The 19,329-nt window shown below is 67.9% G+C and carries 14 protein-coding genes; 1 reads left to right on the forward strand and 13 read right to left on the reverse strand.

Annotated elements, in window-relative coordinates; translation table 11 throughout:
- Positions 1–20 precede the first annotated feature (20 nt).
- A complete protein-coding gene (locus tag N7I30_RS09670) occupies positions 21–1,550 on the reverse strand; it encodes a fumarate hydratase (RefSeq protein ID WP_498638428.1) in 1,530 nt (509 codons plus the stop codon).
- 192 nt (positions 1,551–1,742) lie between these two features.
- Here N7I30_RS09670 and N7I30_RS09675 point away from each other — a divergent pair, with 192 nt between their 5' ends.
- Positions 1,743–2,891, forward strand: a complete 1,149-nt coding sequence (locus N7I30_RS09675) for a CaiB/BaiF CoA transferase family protein (protein WP_498638430.1) — start codon at positions 1,743–1,745, stop codon at positions 2,889–2,891.
- 25 nt (positions 2,892–2,916) lie between these two features.
- Here N7I30_RS09675 and N7I30_RS09680 read toward each other — a convergent pair whose 3' ends face one another.
- From N7I30_RS09680 to N7I30_RS09735, 12 genes are all read right to left on the reverse strand, one after another.
- Complete coding sequence (locus N7I30_RS09680) at positions 2,917–6,402, reverse strand: efflux RND transporter permease subunit (protein ID WP_498638432.1); 3,486 nt, start codon at positions 6,400–6,402, stop codon at positions 2,917–2,919.
- Positions 6,399–7,583, reverse strand: coding sequence for an efflux RND transporter periplasmic adaptor subunit (locus tag N7I30_RS09685; RefSeq protein WP_498638434.1), 1,185 nt, complete (start codon positions 7,581–7,583; stop codon positions 6,399–6,401). The genes N7I30_RS09680 and N7I30_RS09685 overlap by 4 nt, the downstream gene beginning before the upstream one ends.
- Positions 7,584–7,678: 95 nt before the next feature.
- Positions 7,679–8,350: a TetR/AcrR family transcriptional regulator gene (locus N7I30_RS09690; protein WP_498638436.1), complete on the reverse strand. Its 672-nt coding sequence runs from the start codon at positions 8,348–8,350 to the stop codon at positions 7,679–7,681.
- A 124-nt stretch (positions 8,351–8,474) separates the two neighbouring features.
- Complete coding sequence (locus N7I30_RS09695) at positions 8,475–9,992, reverse strand: tripartite tricarboxylate transporter permease (protein WP_024351672.1); 1,518 nt, start codon at positions 9,990–9,992, stop codon at positions 8,475–8,477.
- A gap of 6 nt (positions 9,993–9,998) precedes the next feature.
- Positions 9,999–10,469, reverse strand: a complete 471-nt coding sequence (locus N7I30_RS09700) for a tripartite tricarboxylate transporter TctB family protein (protein ID WP_188076939.1) — start codon at positions 10,467–10,469, stop codon at positions 9,999–10,001.
- 226 nt (positions 10,470–10,695) lie between these two features.
- The gene (locus N7I30_RS09705) at positions 10,696–11,676 is read right to left on the reverse strand and encodes a Bug family tripartite tricarboxylate transporter substrate binding protein (RefSeq protein ID WP_277023382.1); all 981 of its coding nucleotides are present in this window, start codon (positions 11,674–11,676) and stop codon (positions 10,696–10,698) included.
- A gap of 184 nt (positions 11,677–11,860) precedes the next feature.
- Entirely contained in the window at positions 11,861–14,713 is a 2,853-nt protein-coding gene (gene gcvP / locus N7I30_RS09710) for an aminomethyl-transferring glycine dehydrogenase (protein WP_498638439.1), read from the reverse strand.
- A 12-nt stretch (positions 14,714–14,725) separates the two neighbouring features.
- The gene (gcvH, locus tag N7I30_RS09715; RefSeq protein ID WP_187391980.1) at positions 14,726–15,088 is read right to left on the reverse strand and encodes a glycine cleavage system protein GcvH; all 363 of its coding nucleotides are present in this window, start codon (positions 15,086–15,088) and stop codon (positions 14,726–14,728) included.
- A gap of 17 nt (positions 15,089–15,105) precedes the next feature.
- The gene (gene gcvT, locus N7I30_RS09720; protein WP_498638441.1) at positions 15,106–16,248 is read right to left on the reverse strand and encodes a glycine cleavage system aminomethyltransferase GcvT; all 1,143 of its coding nucleotides are present in this window, start codon (positions 16,246–16,248) and stop codon (positions 15,106–15,108) included.
- A 115-nt stretch (positions 16,249–16,363) separates the two neighbouring features.
- Positions 16,364–17,689: a TRAP transporter large permease gene (locus tag N7I30_RS09725; protein ID WP_188076936.1), complete on the reverse strand. Its 1,326-nt coding sequence runs from the start codon at positions 17,687–17,689 to the stop codon at positions 16,364–16,366.
- Positions 17,682–18,167 carry a TRAP transporter small permease gene (locus N7I30_RS09730; RefSeq protein ID WP_024351679.1) on the reverse strand — a complete coding sequence of 162 codons (486 nt, stop codon included), beginning with the start codon at positions 18,165–18,167 and terminating at the stop codon, positions 17,682–17,684. The genes N7I30_RS09725 and N7I30_RS09730 overlap by 8 nt, the downstream gene beginning before the upstream one ends.
- A gap of 66 nt (positions 18,168–18,233) precedes the next feature.
- A complete protein-coding gene (locus N7I30_RS09735; protein WP_498638444.1) occupies positions 18,234–19,262 on the reverse strand; it encodes a DctP family TRAP transporter solute-binding subunit in 1,029 nt (342 codons plus the stop codon).
- Positions 19,263–19,329 lie beyond the last annotated feature (67 nt).

A 19,329-nucleotide genomic window follows, 5' to 3' on the forward strand; every position in this document is an offset into this window, starting at 1 on the left:
CGTGAACGCGAGCGCGCGGATCAGGCGGAGACCGGCGCACCGCCGACGCGGATCTGCGGGCGGCGCCATTCGGCCGGGCCCGTTGTGTGGACCGAGGTGCCGGTCGCGTCGATCGCGACGGTGACCGGCATGTCCTCGACGGTGAATTCGCGGATCGCCTCCATGCCGAGATCCTCGAAGGCGACGAGCCGGGACGAGCGGATGGCCTTGGACACCAGATAGGCCGCGCCGCCGACGGCAATCAGATAGGCGGCGCCGTGCCGGCGGATGGCGTCGATGGCGGCGGGACCGCGCTCGGCCTTGCCGATCATCACCAGAAGACCCGTCGCGGCGAGGATCTGGTCCGTGAACGGGTCCATACGTGTGGAAGTGGTGGGGCCGGCCGGGCCGACCACCTCGTCGCCGATCGGATCGACCGGGCCGACATAATAGATCGCTCGACCCTTCAGATCGACGGGCAGCGGCTCGCCGCGATCGAGCATCGCCGCCATGCGCTTGTGGGCGGCGTCGCGGCCGGTCAGGAGCCGGCCCGACAGGAGCAGCGTCTCCCCGGCCTTCCAGCTTGCCACCTCCTGCGGGGTGATCCGGTCGAGATCGACGCGTCGGCTCTCCCCAGCGCCGGCCAGCGCGATCTGCGGCCACAGATCGATGGACGGCGGGACAAAGGTCGCCGGCCCGGACCCGTCGAGGACGAAGCTCATATGCCGGTCGGCGACGCATTGCGGGATCAGCCCGACCGGCTTTGAGGCGGCATGGGTCGGATGGGTGGCGATCTTGACGTCGAGCACCGTGGTCAGGCCGCCGAGGCCCTGGGCGCCGATGCCGAGGGCGTTCACGGCTTCATAGATTTCGATCCGCAGCTCCTCGAGCTTCGAGGCGGGCCCGCGGACGAGAAGGTCGGTCATGTCGATCGGTGCGAGCAGCGATTCCTTGGCGAGGATCATCGCCTTTTCAGCCGTGCCGCCGACACCGATGCCGAGAAGACCCGGCGGGCACCAGCCGGCCCCGAGCCCTTCGACCGTTTCCAGTACCCAGTCGACGATCGAGGCGCCGGGATTGAGCGCGGCGAAGCGCGCCTTGTTCTCCGAGCCGCCGCCCTTGGCCGCGACGGTCACCTTCACGCTGTCCCCGGCGACCATCTCGACATGGGTGACGGCCGGCGCGTTGTTGCCGGTGTTGCGGCGCTCGAAGATCGGATCGGCGACGATCGAGGCGCGCAGCGGATTGGCCGGGTCGGTGTAGGCGCGGGCCACCGCCTCGTCGACGAGTTCGGCCAGCGGGCGGCTACTGTCGATGCGGGCCTGCATGCCGATCTTGACGAAGACGTTGACGGTGCCGGTGTCCTGGCACATCGGCCGCTTGCCGAGCGCCGACATGCGGGAATTGACCAGGATCTGCGCCATGGCGTTGCGCGCGGTCGGGCTTTCCTCGCGCTCATAGGCCTGGGCGAGATGGGCGACGAAGTCCGGCGGATGATAGACCGAGATGTATTGCAGCGCGTCGGCGACGGACCGGATGAAGTCGGCTTCGGCAATCGGCGCTGCGTGCATGTCGGTTCTCTCCCGGCCGGTCCCCGCCCATACCCGGCGCTTATGGCCGCGTCGCGTCGCGGCGATGGCGGGGCGGCCGGTTATTGCATTTCCTGCCTTACGATGTCACCGCCGTGGGAACGGTCGCGCCAGGCGGCCCGCGTCCTGATCCGAGCGCATCGTGTCTGCTGCTCGAAACCTGCGGAGAGCCCCATGAACGATGATCTTGCCGGCATCCTGGTCGTCTCCGTCGAGCAGGCGGTTGCCGCCCCCTACGTGTCGGGGCGGCTGGCCGATGCCGGGGCGCGGGTCCTGAAGATCGAGCGGCCGGAGGGCGATTTCGCCCGCGGCTACGACAGTTTCGTCCATGGCGAGAGCGCCTATTTCGTCTGGCTGAACCGGGGCAAGGAATCGGTCCGGCTGGACCTGAAGGACCCGGCCGACCGGGAGCGCCTGGCGGTGCTGATCGGCGAGGCCGACGTGTTCATCCAGAACCTTGCCCCCGGCGTCATCTCGCGGCTGGGCTTCGACATGGCGGAACTGCGGGAGCGCTTTCCCCGGCTGATCACCTGCGCGATCTCCGGCTATGGCGACGACGGCCCCTTCGCGCATCTGAAGGCCTACGACCTGCTGGTGCAGGCCGAGACCGGCCTGTCCTCGGTAACCGGCAATGCGGAAGGCCCGGCCCGCGTCGGCGTCTCGGTCTGCGACATCGCCGCCGGCATGACGGCGCTGTCGTCGATCATGCAGGCGCTGTTCGTGCGCGAGCGCACCGGCAAGGGCCGACACATCTCGCTGTCGCTGTTCCATGCCTTGTCGGACTGGATGAACGTGCCGTATCTGCAATATGTCTATGGCGGCAAGACACCGCCGCGCAACGGCCTCTCGCATCCGACCATCGCGCCCTACGGCGTCTTCGAATGCGCCGACAAGCGAGCGATCCTGTTCTCGATCCAGAATGAGCGGGAATGGGCCAATCTCTGCGCCAAGGCGCTGGAGCTGCCGGATCTTGCCACCGACGAGCGCTTCGCATCGAACAATGCGCGGGTTGCCAACCGGCCGGCGCTGGAGGCGATCATCCAGGAGGTGTTCTCGCGCTTCGACCGCGACGCCATGGCCGAGAAGCTGGAAGCGGCGAAGATCGCCTATGGACGCCTGTCGACCATGGAGGACGTCAAGCACCATGCCCAGAACCGGACGGTGACGGTGGAGACGCCGACCGGGCCGGTGACGATGCTGGCGCCGGGCTTCCTCGTCGACGGAAAGCTGCCGGAGTTCGGCCGCGTGCCGGCGCTCGGCGAGGACACCGACAAAATCTTCGCCGAATTCGGCCTCACCGGATCGGACGGCAAGGCCGGCTGATACCGACCGCCTGCCGCCGCCGGGACTATTCGGCGGCGGGCTGCATCTTCGGTGCCGGCAGTTCGTCCTTGGCGCGCTGGGGGAATTCCGTCACCCGGCGCCAGGACGGCGCGTCGGGGTGATCCTCTGCCGCGTCCGTTTCGGCAGCACGCGCGGGGGCGACCGGATGCTCGCCGGTCGCGTCGCCGTCGTCGCTGGCGTTCGGCCGCACCAGCCAGCGGAACAGCCGCCCGACCATGTGGCTGAGATCGTCCATCAACGTATAGACCGACGGGATGAAGATCAGCGACAGGACGGTGGACACCAGCAGGCCGCCGATCACCGCGATCGCCATGGGCGCCCGGAACTCGCCGCCTTCGCCCGTCGCCATGGCCGCCGGCACCATGCCCGCCGCCATCGCCAGCGTGGTCATGATGATCGGCCGGGCCCGCTTGCGGCCGGCGTCGATGATCGCCTCGGTCTGGGGCATGCCGTGCTTTTCCTGCTCGACGGCGAAATCCACCAGCATGATCGAGTTCTTGGTGACGATGCCCATCAGCATCAGGATGCCGATGACCACCGGCATGGAGATCGCCGTGTGGGTGATGAGCAGGGCGCCGACCACGCCGCCGACCGACAACGGCAGCGAGGCGAGGATGGTCAGCGGCAGGAAGACGCTGCCGAACAGCAGGATCAGCACGACCAGCACCATCATGATGCCGGCGCTCATGGCCGAGGCGAAGCCGGCGAAGACCTCGCCCTGGATTTCGGCGTCGCCGACTTCCTGGATGCGCACGCCGGGCGGCAGGTCCTTCACCGCCGGCAGCGACATGATCTTCTCGCTGCCCTGGCCGATCTCGAAGCCTGGCGCCATCGAGGTGCCGACCTTCACCAGCCGCTCGCGGTCGTAGCGGTCGATGGTCGAGGGGCCCTGGCCGAAGCCGATATCGGCGACGCTGTCGAGCGGCACCGAGGCGCCGGTGCCGGTGGTCACCCGCAGGTTGCGGATGGTCGACAGGTCCTGGCGGGCGCTTTCGCGCAGTTCCACCCGGATCGGCACCTGTCGCGTGCCGACATTGAACTTGGCGAGATTGGCGCCGACGTCGCCGATGGTGGCGACGCGCACCGTCTCGGAGATCGCGTCGGGCGCGATGGCGAGATCGGCGGCCTTGTCGAGCCGCGGCACGATGCGGATCTCGGGCCGGGCGAAGGACGCCATGGCAGACGGGTTGGCGAAGATCGGATCGCGCCGCATCTGGGCTTCGAGATCGGCCGCGGCGGCGGACACCTTCGCGCCGTCGTCGCCCAGGATGCCGACGGAAAGTTCGCGTTCGCCGCGGTCGTTGACGTAATAGGAGCGGATGTCGGGGATCGCCGCCAGCTTGGCGTCGATGATCGGCTCGAGCTGGGCCTGGCTGCGGGTGCGCTCGAACTTGCGCGTCAGGTTGATGGTCAGCGCGGCGCGGCGCACTTCCAGCGTGCCGGTCGGGCTGGCGCCGCCGATCACCAGGACGCTGCGCACCTCCGGCAGTTCGCGGATCGAGGCGACGGCGTCGTCGGTGACGGCGCGGGTGGTTTCCAGCGTCGAGCCGGGCGGCAGTTCCAGCGACACGACTATGCGCGAGGCGTCTTCCTTGGGGATGAAGCCGGTGGGCAGATATTTCACCGCATCGATCGACAGGGCGAAGAGGCCGATGCCGACCGCCAGCGTGATCCAGCGCCAGCGCACGGTCACGCGCAGGAAGCGCGTATAGGCCCGCATCAACAGGCCGTCGCTCTGCTCGGTCGGGTGCGGCATGCCGAGATAGGCGAGAAGGATCGCCAAACCCACTGCGCCGGCCATGACGAAGAGCGACAGCTCCGTCGCCTGGTCGAAGCTCAGCGCCGGCACCATGGCGGCATAGGGGCCGAGCGCTCCGGCCACCGGATTGTCCGGTCCGGCCGAAGGCAGGAAGGCGATGGCGAAGAGCATGCCGATGGCGAGGCCCGCCAGCGGTGCCAGCAGCATCAGCCGGCGGCGCAGCAGCCGCCCGAAGCTCGGGCCGCCCACCGCATGGGCATGGAAGAAATAGGCCGCGAGCATCGGGGTGATGAGCCGGGCGACGAGCAGCGAGAAGAACACCGCCACCGCGACCGTCAGGCCGAACTGCTTGAAGTACTGGCCGGCGATGCCGCCCATGAAGCTCACAGGCGAGAACACGGCGATGATCGTCATGGTGATGGCGATGACGGCGAGGCCGATCTCGTCGGCTGCTTCCATGGCGGCGCGGTAGGGCTTCTTGCCCATGCCGATATGGCGCTCGATGTTCTCGATCTCGACGATGGCGTCGTCGACGAGAATGCCGGTGACCAGCGTGATGGCGAGCAGGCTGACCAGATTGAGCGAGAAGCCCATCAAATCCATCGCCCAGAAGGTCGGGATGGCGGCAAGCGGCAGGGTGATTGCCGCGACAGCGGTGGCGCGCCAGTCGCGCAGGAAGAGCAGCACCACGATAACCGCCAGGAGCGCGCCCTCGGCGAGGGTCTCCATGGCAGATTCGAAATTGCCGTAGGTGTAGGTGACGCTGTCGTCGATCTTGGAGAAGGTGACGTCCGGGTTGGCCGCGGCGAGCTTGGCCACGGCCTCGGCGGCGCGGTCGGCGACGGTCGTGTCGCTGGCGCCCTTGGAGCGGTAGATCGAGAAGGCGACGACCGGCCGGCCGTCGAGCCGGGCGAAGGAGCGCGGCTTTTCCCAATTGTCGACGACCTCGCCGAGTTCGGCGAGGCGCACCTGCCGGCCGCCGCGCAGATAGATGCGCGTCTCGGCGAGCCCCTGCACCGTGTCGGCGGAGGAGAGGGTCCGGATCGCCTGTTCCTGGCCGCCGAATTCGCCGCGACCGCCCGACAGGTCGACATTGGTTGAGCGCAGCTGCCGGTTGACCTCGCCGGCGGTCACGCCGAGGGCGGCCAGCCGGTCGGGATCGAGCCGCACCTGGATCTCGCGCTCGACGCCGCCCATGCGCTCGACCCGGCCGACGCCGTTGAGGCCCTGCAAGGCGCGGATGACCACGTCGTCGACGAACCAGGACAATTGCTCCGGCGTCTTGCCGGGCGAGGCCGCCGCATAGGTGACGATCGACTGGTTCTCGACCTCGATGCGCTGGATGACCGGTTCGTCGATCGTCAGCGGCAGATCGGAGCGGATCTTGGCCACCGCGTCCTTGACGTCGTTGGTGGCGCGGTCGGTGTCGATCTCCAGCCGGAATTCGGCGGCCGTCACCGAGGAGCCGTCGGTGATGGTGGAGGTGACATGCTTGACGCCGGAAATGCCGGCGATGGCATCCTCGACCTTCTTGGTGACCTGGGTCTCCAGCTCCGACGGCGCGGCGCCGGATTCGGTGATGGTGACGGCGACGACCGGCACGTCGATATTGGGAAAGCGCGTGATCGGCAGGCTGATGAAGCTGGAGATGCCCAGCGCCACCAGCACGAAGAACAGGAGGATCGGCGGGACCGGGTTGCGGATCGCCCAGGCGGAGAAGTTCCAGTTCATCCTTCGCCCTCCGCGCTCTTCAGGGCGACGGCCGTCACCGCGTCGCCGTCGCGCACGAAGGTGCCGGCCAGCGCCACGACCTGGTCGCCGGCCTTCAGCCCTTCGAGGATCTCGGCGTCGCTGCCGGTGGTGATGCCCAGCGTGACCTCGCGGGTCTCGATGGTGCCGTCGCGCACCACCTGCACCACGGCCGTGTCGGCATCGGCAATGATCGCGGTGCGCGGAACGACGACGCCGGTGGAGCGGTCCGTCTCGACCACGCCGCGGGCAAAGCTGCCGGTGCGAAGCTCGGACGAGGCGGGCAAAGCGACGCGGATGCGGCCGAGCCGCGTCGTCGCATCCACCATGGGCGAAACGAGGCGGATTTCGCCGGTGACCGGTTCGCCGCCGCCGGCCAGGGTGACCGTCACCGCCTGCCCTTCGGCCAGGCGGCGCAGCACGGTCTCGCCGACCTCGGCGTCCAGCTCGATCTGGCCGTCGCGGGCGATCTCGAACAGGCCGCCGCTGGCCCCCGAAACGACGCTGCCGAGGCGGGCGGCCCGCGACAGGATCAGACCATCCGTGGGGGCCTTGATCTCGGCCTTTGCCTTGCGCAGTTCCAGTTCGCGCCGCTCGGCAAGGGTCAGCGCCCGGTCGGCCTCTGCGACGGCGACGCCCTGGCGGGCGCTGGCGAGCGCGGCGTCGGCGGAGGCGGCGGCCGAAATGCGCTGGTCGAGGACGTCCTGTCCGACAATGCCCTTCTTGGCCAGCGGCCTCGTGCGGGCAAGGGCGGACTGCGCCTCGGTCGCAATGGACTCGGCTTCGGCGATGCGGCTCTTTGCCTGGGCGATCGCGGCATCGGCGCGGGCGGTTTGGGACTGGCTGCGGGCGAGGCCGATCTCGATCATGTCGGTGTCGAGCCGGGCGAGGACATCGCCGGCTGAAACGATGTCTCCCTCGTCCGCCAGCAGGGCCTCGATCCGCAGGCCTTCGACGTCGCTGCCGACGACGACGGTCTCGCGCGGCCGCAACGTGCCGGTGACGGTGACGGTGGAGACGATCTCGCGCCGCTTCGCCTCGACGACGGAGACGCTGGGCGCCTGCAGCGCGGCGGTCGCGGCCGGCGCATCCTGGGCCATGGCGCTGGCCGGCAAGGCCGAGACGGCGGCTGCCAGAAGAAGGGCGAGGGGACGCAGGGACATGGCAGGCCTCGATCTCTTGCGGGCCGGGCCCGCCTGATGGAACGTCCGTCGCCGACCATGTCGGGTCAGGTGAGCGCCGCAGGGCGGCGCGGAATTCAAGCGCTGGCGGGTGGCCGGGGGGCCAGAAGGCCCTCGACGATGCGCCGCAGATACGGCTCGATGGTTTCGATGTCGAAGTCCTGTTCGATCTGCAGCCGCATCACCAGACCGTCGCCGACCGACAGGAGCACGGTGAGGACGACGCCCAGATCGATGTCGGCGGCGATCTCCCCGCGGTCATGGGCCTGCTGCAGGGCTTCGCGAAAGGCCCGGCGCACCTCCAGCTCGATCTCGTGGAAACGCTTGCCGATGGTGGTGTTGCGGATGCTTTCCGAGCAGATCTCGACCATCAGCCCGCCGGTGTCGGGATCCAGCGTCTGGCGCAGATACTCCATCGCCACGGCGACGATGCGGTCGAAGATGCTGCCGGGGGCGCCGAGCAGCGCCATGCAATTGGCGGCGTTGCCCCGCTCTTCCTCGGCGATCGCCTCGATGATCGCGTCCTTGGACGGAAAATAACGGTAGAGCGCCCCGGGGCTCATCTTCGCTTCGGCGCAGATCTGCTGCATCGACGCGCCATGAAAGCCGGCCCGGGCGAAGCAGGCCCGCGCCGCAGCCAGCACCTGAACGCGGCGCTGGTCCTGGGCCGTCATCGCGGGGCCGTCGGGCAGGGGCGTGGTCGCAGGCAAGAGCAGCATCCGGATCTGAGAGCGAACGATCGTTCTCATAGCTTCTGCTGCACTGCACGTAAAGTCGTTTGCCGGCGATGAATCCTCTGAATTCACCGCCGGCATTGTTACGCAAGTCTTATGATGAAGGGTCTTCGTGCCGCCAGCCTGGACCGGCAGCGGGTCAGTCGCCGGCCGCTGGTTCCGGTCGCGCGGATCCCTTTTTGCGTCGCATGAGCATCATCATGATCAGCGGCAGGCACCAGATCGCGATGGTGAACAGGCCGAGCCCGGCGGCGATGGGCCGCTCGAAGAAGGCCAGGAAGCTGCCGTCGGCCTTGATCATCGAGGTGATGAAGTTCTGCTCCAGCATCGGCCCGAGGACGAGACCGAGGATCGCCGGGGCGATCGGGATGTCGTTCTCGTCCATCAGGAAGCCGAGGATGCCGAAGATCAGCATCAGGATGACGCCGAAAATCGAGTTGTTGATGGCGAAGGAGCCGACGATGCAGAACATCAGGATGATCGGCATCAGGACCCGTTCGGGGATCGACAGGATGGTGCCGGCCGACTTGATCGCCACCCAGCCGAGCGGCAGCATGATGATGTTGGCGAGGAAAAAGACGATGAACACCGCGTAGATGAGCTGCGGGTCGTTGATGAACACCGTCGGTCCCGGGTTGATGCCCTTGATGTAGAGGACGCCGATGACGATCGCGGTGATGGAATCGCCGGGAATGCCGAAGACCAGCGCGGGAATCCAGGCGCCGCTGACGGCGCCGTTGTTGGATGCGCCGGACTCCACGAGGCCTTCCACATGGCCGGTGCCGAACTTCTCCGGCGTCTTGGAGAAGCGCTTGCTGACGGCATAGGAGATCCATGCCGCGATGTCGGCGCCGGCGCCCGGAAGCGCGCCGATGGCCGTGCCGAACGCGCTGCCACGAAACACCTGGACCGGATAGCGCTTGAAGTTCTTCCACTGGCTGAGGAAGACGCCGTCGCCGCTGGACCGGGCGATGGCCGGCCGGGCGACCCGCGCCACGACCGAGCGCAGTACCTCGGAGACGGCGAAGAGGCCGATCATGGCGGGAATGAACTGGACGCCGGCCAGAAGCTCGACATTGCCGAAGGTGTAGCGCGGCTCGCCGGCCGGATTGTCGATGCCGACGGTGGCCGCGAACAGGCCGATCAGCAGCGAGATGATGCCGCGGGTCACCGAGCCCGGCGACACGAAGATCGCGCAGGACAGGCCCAGCACAACCAGCCAGAAATACTCGAAGGAGGAGAATTTCAGCGCCACTTCGGCAAGCGCCGGCGAGGCGGTCACGAGGACGATGGTGCCGAAGATGCCGCCGATCGAGGAGAACACCAGGGCCGCGCCGAGGGCTTCTTCGGACCGGCCGGACCGCGTCATGCGGTAGGCGTCCTCCACATAGGCGGCGCTGGCGGGCGTACCGGGCATGCGCAGCATGGCGCCGGGAATGTCACCGGCGAAGATCGCCATGGCCGTCGCGGTGACGATTGCCGCGATGGCGGGCACCGGATCCATGAAGAAGGTGATCGGCACCAGGAGCGCCGTCGCCATGGTCGCGGTCAGGCCGGGAATGGCGCCGACGAACATGCCGAAGCAGGCGGACCCCAGGATGACCAGGAGGACATAGGGCTGGAAGACGAGCCCGAGGGCTTCCACGATAACGGACATGATCGACTACCAGAGAAATCCGAGGGCGCTGCGCGGAAGCGGAACGAGCAGCAGGCGGCCGAAGGCCTGCTGAATGACGATGGTCGCCAGGAGCGACACGACGATCGCGGTCACCGGCCGGGTGCGCAGGGTGAGCATCAAAGTGAGGATCACCACGAAGGCGGTGGGCACGAAGCCGAGCGCCTTGGAAAACAGGATGTAGAAGAGGATGAGGCCCAGCGCGACCGACAGGCCGATCAGCGAGACCGGCGAACGGGCCCATTCGGCCAGCGCGAAAGCCGGCTGGTCGGTCCCGGCGATCACCGCCTTGCCGATCATGAACAGGCCGAGGCCCATCGCGACGAGGGCGATGGTGGTGGGCATGGTCTCGGCCCCGTAGGCCTGCCCCGGAATGGGCGAGAACTGCAGCGCGGAGAGGTAGATCCCGCCGCCGCACAGAAGCGCGAGAATTCCGAGGGAAAGATCGTTCAGTTTCATGGACGCGGTGACATCCTCGCCTCAGGGCCGTTCGGGAAATCGGACGGCGCCTGGCGCCGGTTCGAAGAGCGTCTCCCGCCGCGAAGGGCAGGGCAGAGGGCAGCATGCGGAGCGGTGCGACGGGACGGCTGCGGTGGATGGCAACCCATCGGCGCAGACGCATCTGCCGGTCGCGGGTGCCCGAAAAGCAACGGCGACGCCCGAAGGCGCCGCCGCTGTCGTCCCGTTACTTGGCCAGACCGGCTTTCTTCATGACTTCGCCGAGGCTGGCGTCGTCGTCGGCGACGATCTTCGTCGCTTCCTCGCCGGCGGCCCAGCGCATGCCGAAGCCGCGGTCATTCATGAAGGTCTGGTACTCGTCGCTGTTGTAGGCCTTCTCGATGGCCGCCGTCAGCTTGGACTTGACGTCGTCCGGCAGGCCGTCGGGGCCGACGACCGTGCGCCAGACCGCGAGGGTCCAGTCCGAGCCGGTGGCTTCCTTCAGGGTCGGTACGTCCGGGAAGGCTTCCTGGCGTTCGGCGGCCATGGTGGCCAGCGGACGCACGCGCTCGGCGTCGATCATCGAGCGGCCTTCGGCCAGCGACGACGGCACGATGTCCACGCCGCCTGCGACCATGTCGGTGATGCCCGGTGCCGCGCCCTGGCTCGGAACCCAGGTCACCTGATCGGGTGCCAGCTCTTCCGACAGCAGCCAGCCGGCGAGGCCGAGATGCCAGATGCCGCCCTGGCCGGTGCCGGAGCCCTTGAAGGTGCCCTTCGGCTCCGACTTGAGCGCCGCAAGCAGCTTCTCGAGGGAATCATACTCGGAATCGGCCGAGACCATGACGCCGCCCGGATCGGCATTGACCATGGCGAGGATGTCGAAGTCCTCATAGGTCAGCTCGGTCAGGCCCTGCCAGTGCATCATGTCGATCTCGATCGTCATGATGCCCAGCGTGTAGCCATCGGGCTCGGCATTGGCGATGGCGCTGTGGCCGACGACGCCCGAACCGCCGGTGCGGTTCACCACATTGACCGGAACGCCCAGCTCTTCCTGCAGCAGCGAGGCGAAGATGCGACCCACCGCATCGGTGCCGCCGCCGGCGCCCCACGGCACGATCATCTGGATCGGCCGGTCCGGATATTCCTGCGCGGTCGCCGCGCCGGCGCCGAGCAGCGTCGTGCCCATCAGGGCCGCGGCGAGGGTCATCAAGGTGCGTCTGTACATGGATCCTCCCAGATCAGTTGCGCGGCAGTACCGGATGGCTGCCCGCCAGAGGCAGGATGTCTGCCCCGTCTCCCCTTCTCGAAGCGCCGCCTTGCGGCGACGCCTCAACTCCGGCTGCGACTATCGGTGCCGCAACGCGCCATGTCAATGTATACGTTACGCCCTTGTGCCGGCCGCTCCCGCGCTATTCGGCGGCTTCCTGGTAGGCCTCCATGGGCGGGCAGGAGCAGACGAGGTTGCGGTCGCCATAGACATTGTCGACCCGGTTGACCGGCGCCCAGTACTTGTCGACCCGGAAGGCTCCGGGCGGGAAGCAGGCCTGCTCGCGGCTGTAGGGACGATCCCAGTCGCCGACCAGATCCTCCACCGTGTGCGGGGCGTTCTTCAGCGGGTTGTTGTCGCGGTCGATCCGGCCTTCCTCGATGGCCCGCGCTTCCTCGCGGATCGCCAGCATGGCGTCGCAGAAGCGGTCGAGTTCGGCCTTGGGCTCGGATTCGGTCGGCTCGATCATCAGCGTGCCGGACACCGGCCAGCTCATGGTCGGGGCGTGGAAACCGCAATCGACCAGCCGCTTGGCGACGTCGTCGACGGTGACCCCGGCGCTGTCCTGCAGGATGCGGGTGTCGATGATGCACTCATGCGCGACCCGGCCGTTCTTCGCCTTGTAGAGCACCGGATAGGCGTCCTGCAGGCGGCGGGCGATGTAGTTGGCGTTGAGGATCGCCACCTTGGTCGCCTGGGTGAGGCCGGCGCCGCCCATCATCAGGCAGTAGCTCCAGGAGATCGGCAGGATCGAGGGCGAGCCGAAGGGCGCCGCCGAGACCGGGCCGGCCTCGCCGCCGGTCTGCGGATGGCCCGGCAGGTGCGGCGCCAGATGCGACTTGACTGCGATCGGCCCCATGCCCGGGCCGCCGCCGCCATGGGGAATGCAGAAGGTCTTGTGCAGGTTGAGATGGCAGACGTCGGCGCCGATGTCGCCGGGTCGGGCGAGGCCGACCAGGGCGTTCATGTTGGCACCGTCGAGATAGACCTGGCCGCCATGGGCGTGGACGATGTCGCACAGCTCGGCGACGCTCGCCTCGAACACGCCGTGGGTCGAGGGATAGGTGATCATGCAGGCGGCGAGATTGTCCGCATGCTTCTCCGCCTTGGCGCGGAAATCCTCGACGTCGATGTCGCCGTTCTCGGCCGAGCGCACCGGCACGACCTTCATGCCGGCCATCTGCGCCGAGGCCGGATTGGTGCCGTGGGCCGAGGTCGGGATCAGGCAGATGTCGCGGTGGGTGTCGCCGCGCCCGTGGTGATAGGCGCGGATGGTCAGGAGCCCGGCATATTCGCCCTGCGCGCCGGAATTGGGCTGCATCGACACGGCGTCGAAGCCGGTGATGACGCAGAGCTTGGCCGACAGGTCGTCGATCAGCGCCTTGTAGCCGAGCGCCTGGTCCTGCGGCACGAAGGGGTGCAGCTCGGCGAATTCCGGCCAGGTGATGGGCAGCATCTCCGCCGTGGCATTGAGCTTCATCGTGCAGGAGCCAAGCGGGATCATCGAGCGGTCCAGCGCCAGATCCCGGTCGGAGAGCCGGCGCATGTAGCGGGTCATCTCGCTCTCGGCCCGGTTCATGTGGAAGACCGGATGGGTCATGTAGTCGCTGGTGCGCAGCATGCCGTCCGGCAGCCGGTAGCCCATCTCGAAATCATCGGCTGCGAAATCGCCGCCGAAGGCCCGCCAGACCGCCTCCAGATTGCCCGGGCGGGTGCGCTCGTCAATGCTGATGCCAATGCGGTCGTCGCCGATCTTGCGCAAATTCACGCCGCCGGCCACCGCCGCGTCGAGGATCACCCGCTGCAGCCGCCCGACCTCGACAGTCATCGTATCGAAGAAGGCGTCCGGCTCGATGGTGTAGCCGAGTTTCTCCAGGCCGGTGGCGAGGAGTGCGGCGCGCTGATGCACGCGCTGCGCGATCGCCTTGATGCCGGTCGGGCCGTGGAAGACGCCGTACATGGAGGCCATGACGGCGAGCAGCACCTGGGCGGTGCAGATGTTCGACGTCGCCTTCTCGCGGCGGATGTGCTGCTCGCGGGTCTGCAGGGCCAGACGGTAGGCGCGGTTGCCGCGCGAATCCACCGACACGCCGACGATGCGGCCGGGCATGGCGCGCTTGTGGGCGTCCTTGACCGCCATGTAGGCGGCATGCGGGCCGCCATAGCCCATCGGCACGCCGAAGCGCTGCATGGAGCCGACGGCGATGTCGGCGCCCATGTCGCCGGGCGTCTTGAGGAGGGCCAGGGCCAGCGGATCCGCGGCGACGATGGCGAGCGCGTTCTCGGCATGGAGCGCGGAGAAGGTCGCGGTGAAGTCGTGGACGTGGCCGTAGGTGCCCGGATACTGGACGATGGCGCCGAAGACGTCGGAGGGGACGAGATCCGTCATCGGGTCGCCGACCACCACCGACAGTCCGAGCGGCTCGGCACGGGTGCGGATCACGCCGATGGTCTGGGGATGGCAGTCGGCGTCGACGAAGAAGACGTCGCGCTTCGACTTGGAGACCCGGTGGGCCATGGCCATCGCCTCGGCGGCCGCCGTTGCCTCGTCCAGCAGCGAGCTGCTGGCGATGTCGAGGCCGGTGAGGTCGCAGATCATCGTCTGGAAGTTCAGCAGGGCCTCGAGCCGGCCCTGGCTGATCTCCGGCTGGTAGGGCGTATAGGCCGTGTACCAGGCCGGGTTCTCCAGGATGTTGCGCTGGATGACCGGCGGCGTGATCGTGCCGTAATAGCCCTGGCCGATCAGCGAGACGAGCTTGACGTTCATGTCGGCGGTCTCGCGCAGCGCGTCGAGGGCCTGGCGCTCGGTCATCGGCGTGCCCCAGTCCAGGGGCTCGGCCTGCCGGATCGAGGCCGGGACGGTCTGGTCGATCAGCGCATCCAGGCTGTCGACGCCGAGCAGGGCGAGCATTTCGTCCATCTCGGCGGGAGACGGGCCGATATGGCGCCTATTGGCGAAGTCATACGGATCGTAGTCGGTGAATTCGGTGCCCATGCTGTTCAGTCCTTACCCGACCATCGCCTTGTAGGCGGCCTCGTCCATGAGCGCCTCGGCGGCGGAGGGATCGGACAGCTTCATCTTGAAGAACCAGCCGGCCTCCTGCGGGTCGTTGTTGACGATGGAGGGGTCGTCGGCGATCGCTTGGTTGACCTCGGTGATCTCGCCGTCGAGGGGCGCGTAGATCTCGGAGGCCGCCTTGACCGATTCCACCACGGCGGCGTCGTCACCCTTGGCGAAGCTGGCGCCGACCGCCGGCAATTCGACGAAGACGAGGTCGCCGAGCTGGGTGGTGGCGTGTTCCGTGATGCCGACCGTTGCGATGTCGCCGTCGATCTGCAGCCACTCGTGTTCCTCGGTGAACTTCAACATGTAAACGTCCTCTCGCTTCAGCGGCGCTTGTAGCCGGGTGTGACGAAGGGCAGGGGGGTGACGGTCACGGCCAGCCGCTTGCCACGGACTTCCGCAAAAAGCCGGGTGCCCGATCCGGCCAGTTCGGCCGGAACGTAACCCATGGCGACCGGCGCCTCCAGTGTCGGACCGAAACCACCGGAGGTGACGGCGCCGACCGGGGCGCCGCCCTCGGCCTCGGCGAACAGGCTGGTGCCGCCGCGCACGGGGGCGCGACCCTCCGGCAACAGGCCGACGCGGCGCCGGGTCGCACCCTCGGCGAGCTGCTTCAGGATGACATCGGCACCGGGAAAACCGCCCTCGCGGTCGCCGCCGGCCTTGCGGATCTTCTGCATCGACCATTCCAGCGCGCCCTCTACCGGGGTCGTCGTGGTGTCGATGTCGTTGCCATAGAGGCAGAGCCCGGCTTCCAGGCGTAGCGAGTCGCGGGCGCCAAGGCCGATCGGCTCCACCGTCTCCAGCGCCAGCAGCGCTTTCGCCAGCTTCTCGGCGGCGTCGGCGGGAACCGAGATCTCGTAGCCGTCCTCGCCGGTATAGCCGGAGCGCGAGACGATGCAGGCGGTGCCGAGGAGGTCGAGCGCCCGCACGTCCATGAAGCGCATCTCGGCGACGGCCGGGTTCAGCGTGGCAAGCGCGGCCTCGGCAGCGGGTCCCTGCAGGGCCAGAAGCGCGCGGTCGGTCAGGGCCTCGACCTCGCATGTATCCTCAAGCCCGGCGCGCAGATGGGCGATGTCCTGCTCCTTGCAGGCGGCGTTGACCACCAGGAAGAGATGGTCGCCGCGATTGGCGATCATCAGATCGTCGAGAATGCCACCGTCGGAACCGGTGAAGACCGCATAGCGCTGGCGGCCTTCCTTCAGACCGGCGACATCGACGGGCACCAGCGTTTCGAGGGCCAGCGCGGCGTCGGCAAGATCGCCGGATTTCGGCCGGATCGCCACCTGGCCCATATGCGAGACGTCGAACAGGCCGGCGGCGGTGCGGGTGTGGAGATGTTCCTTCATGACGCCGGCGGAATATTGCACCGGCATGGAATAGCCGGCGAAGGGCACCATCCGGGCGCCGAGCGCCACATGCAGGGCGTCGAGCGGCGTCGTGTGCAGGGCGTTGGTCTCGGCCAAGGGTAAGCTCCTCTTCAGGGGCGCCGGCTGGGAGGCGGGCACCGTCGCGCGCGACGATAGCGATCTTCGCTGCGCCCGTCATCGGCAGCCGCGCCGTTCCCACGTTGCCCGGCGCTCAGCCCATGAAGGCCGTGAGAATCCGCGACAGGCCGGGGAAGGCGGCGACGAGGGCAAGGCCGACGAGGCTGGTCAACAGGAAGGGGATCGCGCCCATGGCGATCTTTTCCAGCGACAGGCGGGTGATGTTGGCGGCGACGAAGAGATTGATGCCGACGGGCGGCGTGAACAGGCCGATCGCCAGATTGACCATCAGGAGGACGCCGAACCACACCGGGTCCCAGCCGAGCTCGCGCACCACCGGCAGGAAGATCGGCAGGGTGATGAACATGATGGTGATGGCATCCATGAACATGCCGGCAACCAGCACCACCGCCATGATGACGAAGAGGATCACCCACTGGTTGTCGCTGAGGCCCAAAAGCACCGAGGAATACTTGCCGACGAGGTCGTCCACCGTGACCACCCAGCCGAACAGGCTGGCGAAGGCGACGACCAGCATGACCACGGCCGAGGAGGAACTGGCCTCGACGAGCGCCGCGTAGAGCGTGCGCCAGGTCAGGGTGCGATAGACGAACAGGCCGACGAGAAGCGCATAGACCGTGGCGACGATCGCCGCCTCGGTCGGGGTGAAGATGCCGGCATAGATGCCGCCGAGAATGACCACCGGGGTCAGCAGGCCCCAGAAGGCGTCGACGAAGGAGCGCGCCAGCCGCTCGCCATAGGGACGGTCGGCATAGGGCGGCGGGACGAGTGACGCGAGGCCGGCGCCGGACCGGGCGGCCGTGCGGGCGCGGTCGGCGAAGGGCAGGGTCAGCAGCATCAGCGCGCCCATGACCATGCCCGGGACGATCGCTGCGATGAAGAGTTCGGCGATCGAGGTTTCGGCGATGACGCCGTAGATCACGAGGCCGATCGAGGGCGGAATGACGATCGACAGGGCCGCGCCGGTGCACACCAGCGCCGCCGCGAAGGGCCGCGGATAGCCGTCCTCGGCCATGCCCTTGATGATCAGCGGACCGATGGCGGCGACCGAGGCGGGGCCGGAGCCGCTGACGGCGCCCCAGAACAGGCAGACCACTGTGCCGACGATGCCCATGCCGCCCGGCAGCGCGCCGACCAGCACGCGGAAGAAGCGGATCATCCGCTCGGCGATGCCGACCGTGCCCATCAGCGTGCCGGCGAGGATGAAGAAGGGGATCGCCAGCAGCGAGAATTTCGAGATGCCGCTGGCCAGGAGATCGCCGACGAGATCGAGGCCGAAGCCGATTGCCCACATGGCGTAGAGCGAGGACAGGCCGAGCGCGAAGGCCACCGGCACGCGCAGGAACAGAAGGACGAAGAACAGGAGCACCATCTGGGTGCCCGGATCGAGATCAGGCATGCCGCTCGTCCCCGGCGCGCAGGGCGCGGTCGAAGCCCAGCGTGTGCTGGACGAGGCGCAGGGCGATCAGCAGGAAGCCCAGCGGCAGTCCGAGCGTGTAGTACCAGGCCGGGACCTGCAGGCCGGGCGAGGTGACGCCGCTGGCATATTGATGCGCGACGAGGCCATAGCAGTACCAGGCCGACAGGCAGAGCAGGAAGACCGAGAGGCTGGTGGAGAGCCACAGGCCGACGCGGCGGCCGGCCGGCGGCAGGAGGTCGGCAAACAGGGTGACGGCCAGATGCTCGCCGCGGCGGGCGGCGATGGCGGCCCCGAAGATGGTCAGCAGAAGAAATCCGTTGAGGAGGATTTCCTGGGTGGCGGCGAAGGAATAGCTGGTCAGGTAGCGCACGACCACGTTGAGAAAGCCGATCCCGGTCATCACCAGGAAGATCACCGCGCAGACGATCTTCTCCGCATCCTCCAGAACTGCGCGCATCGACATATCCAGCTGGCCGGCAGGGTGGGACGGGCGGCGATCCGGAGAACGCCGCCCTTCAGGCGATCAGTTCGCGGGCTTGGCGGCGTCGCCGCCGGAGTTCGCGACGGTGTCCTCGAACAGCGCCACCAGCTCCGGGCCGACCTTGGCGGCCCAGGTGTCGTAGGCCGACTTGGTCGCCTGGCGGAAAGCGTCGATCTCCTCGGCGTTCGCCTCGTAGACCTCCATGCCCTTTTCCTTCAGGAACTCGATACCCGAGGCGGTGTCCTCGCGGGTGATCTTCTTCTGGTAGGCCATCGCCTCCTCGGCGGCGGCGCGGACCATCTCCTGGCGCTCGGCATCCCAGCTGTCCCAGAGCTTCTGGCTGACGCCGACGAAGATCGGATCGTAGGAATAGTGCCAGGGGGTGATGTACTTCTGCACCTCGTAGACCCGCTGCGGAATGATCACCGCGCCGATCGGGTTCTCCTGGCCGTCGACGACGCCCTGCTGCAGGGCCGAGAAGGTCTCGGTCCACTGCATCTGCTGCGGATTGGCGCCCAGCGCGTTCATGACGTCGATATACATCGGGCCGGCGACGCGCATCTTCAGGCCCTTGAGGTCGTCCGGCGTCTTGATCGGATGGACGTTGTTGGTCACCTCGCGGAAGCCGTTCTCGCCCCAGGCGAGGACCACGATGCCGTGGCCGGCCATGATCTCTTCCATGCGGTCGCCGGGGGCGCCCGACGTGGTGGCGTCGACGTCGTCATAGTCGGTGTAGAGATAGGGCAGCGAGAACACCGCCATCTCGGGCACCAGCGGGGTGACGTTGATCGCCGAGGTGACGACGAAGTCGAGGGCGCCGCGGCCGACCATCTCGGCCTGCTTCATCTGGTCGCCGCCGGTGAGCTGGGCGTTCGGGAAGATGCGGATGTCGAGTTCGCCGCCGCTCTTTTCCTGGAGCAGCTCGTTGAACTTCTCGGCGCCCTTCTGCCAGGTCGTGGTGTCGTTGGTGTTGTGCGACAGGCGCAGCGTCTCGGCGAAGGCCGGCGTCAGCTGCAGGGCGGCAAGCGTGGTGGCGATGGCCGTTGCGGCCACGAATCTGGCGAATTTCAAGGTCGGTCCTCCCCGATCGAATGAAGTCAAAGGCCGGCTCAACCTCCCGAGCATCCACATGGTGGAC

Origin of the sequence: Aurantimonas litoralis, assembly GCF_026153195.1 — a bacterium.
Taxonomy (GTDB): Bacteria; Pseudomonadota; Alphaproteobacteria; order Rhizobiales; family Rhizobiaceae; genus Aurantimonas; species Aurantimonas coralicida.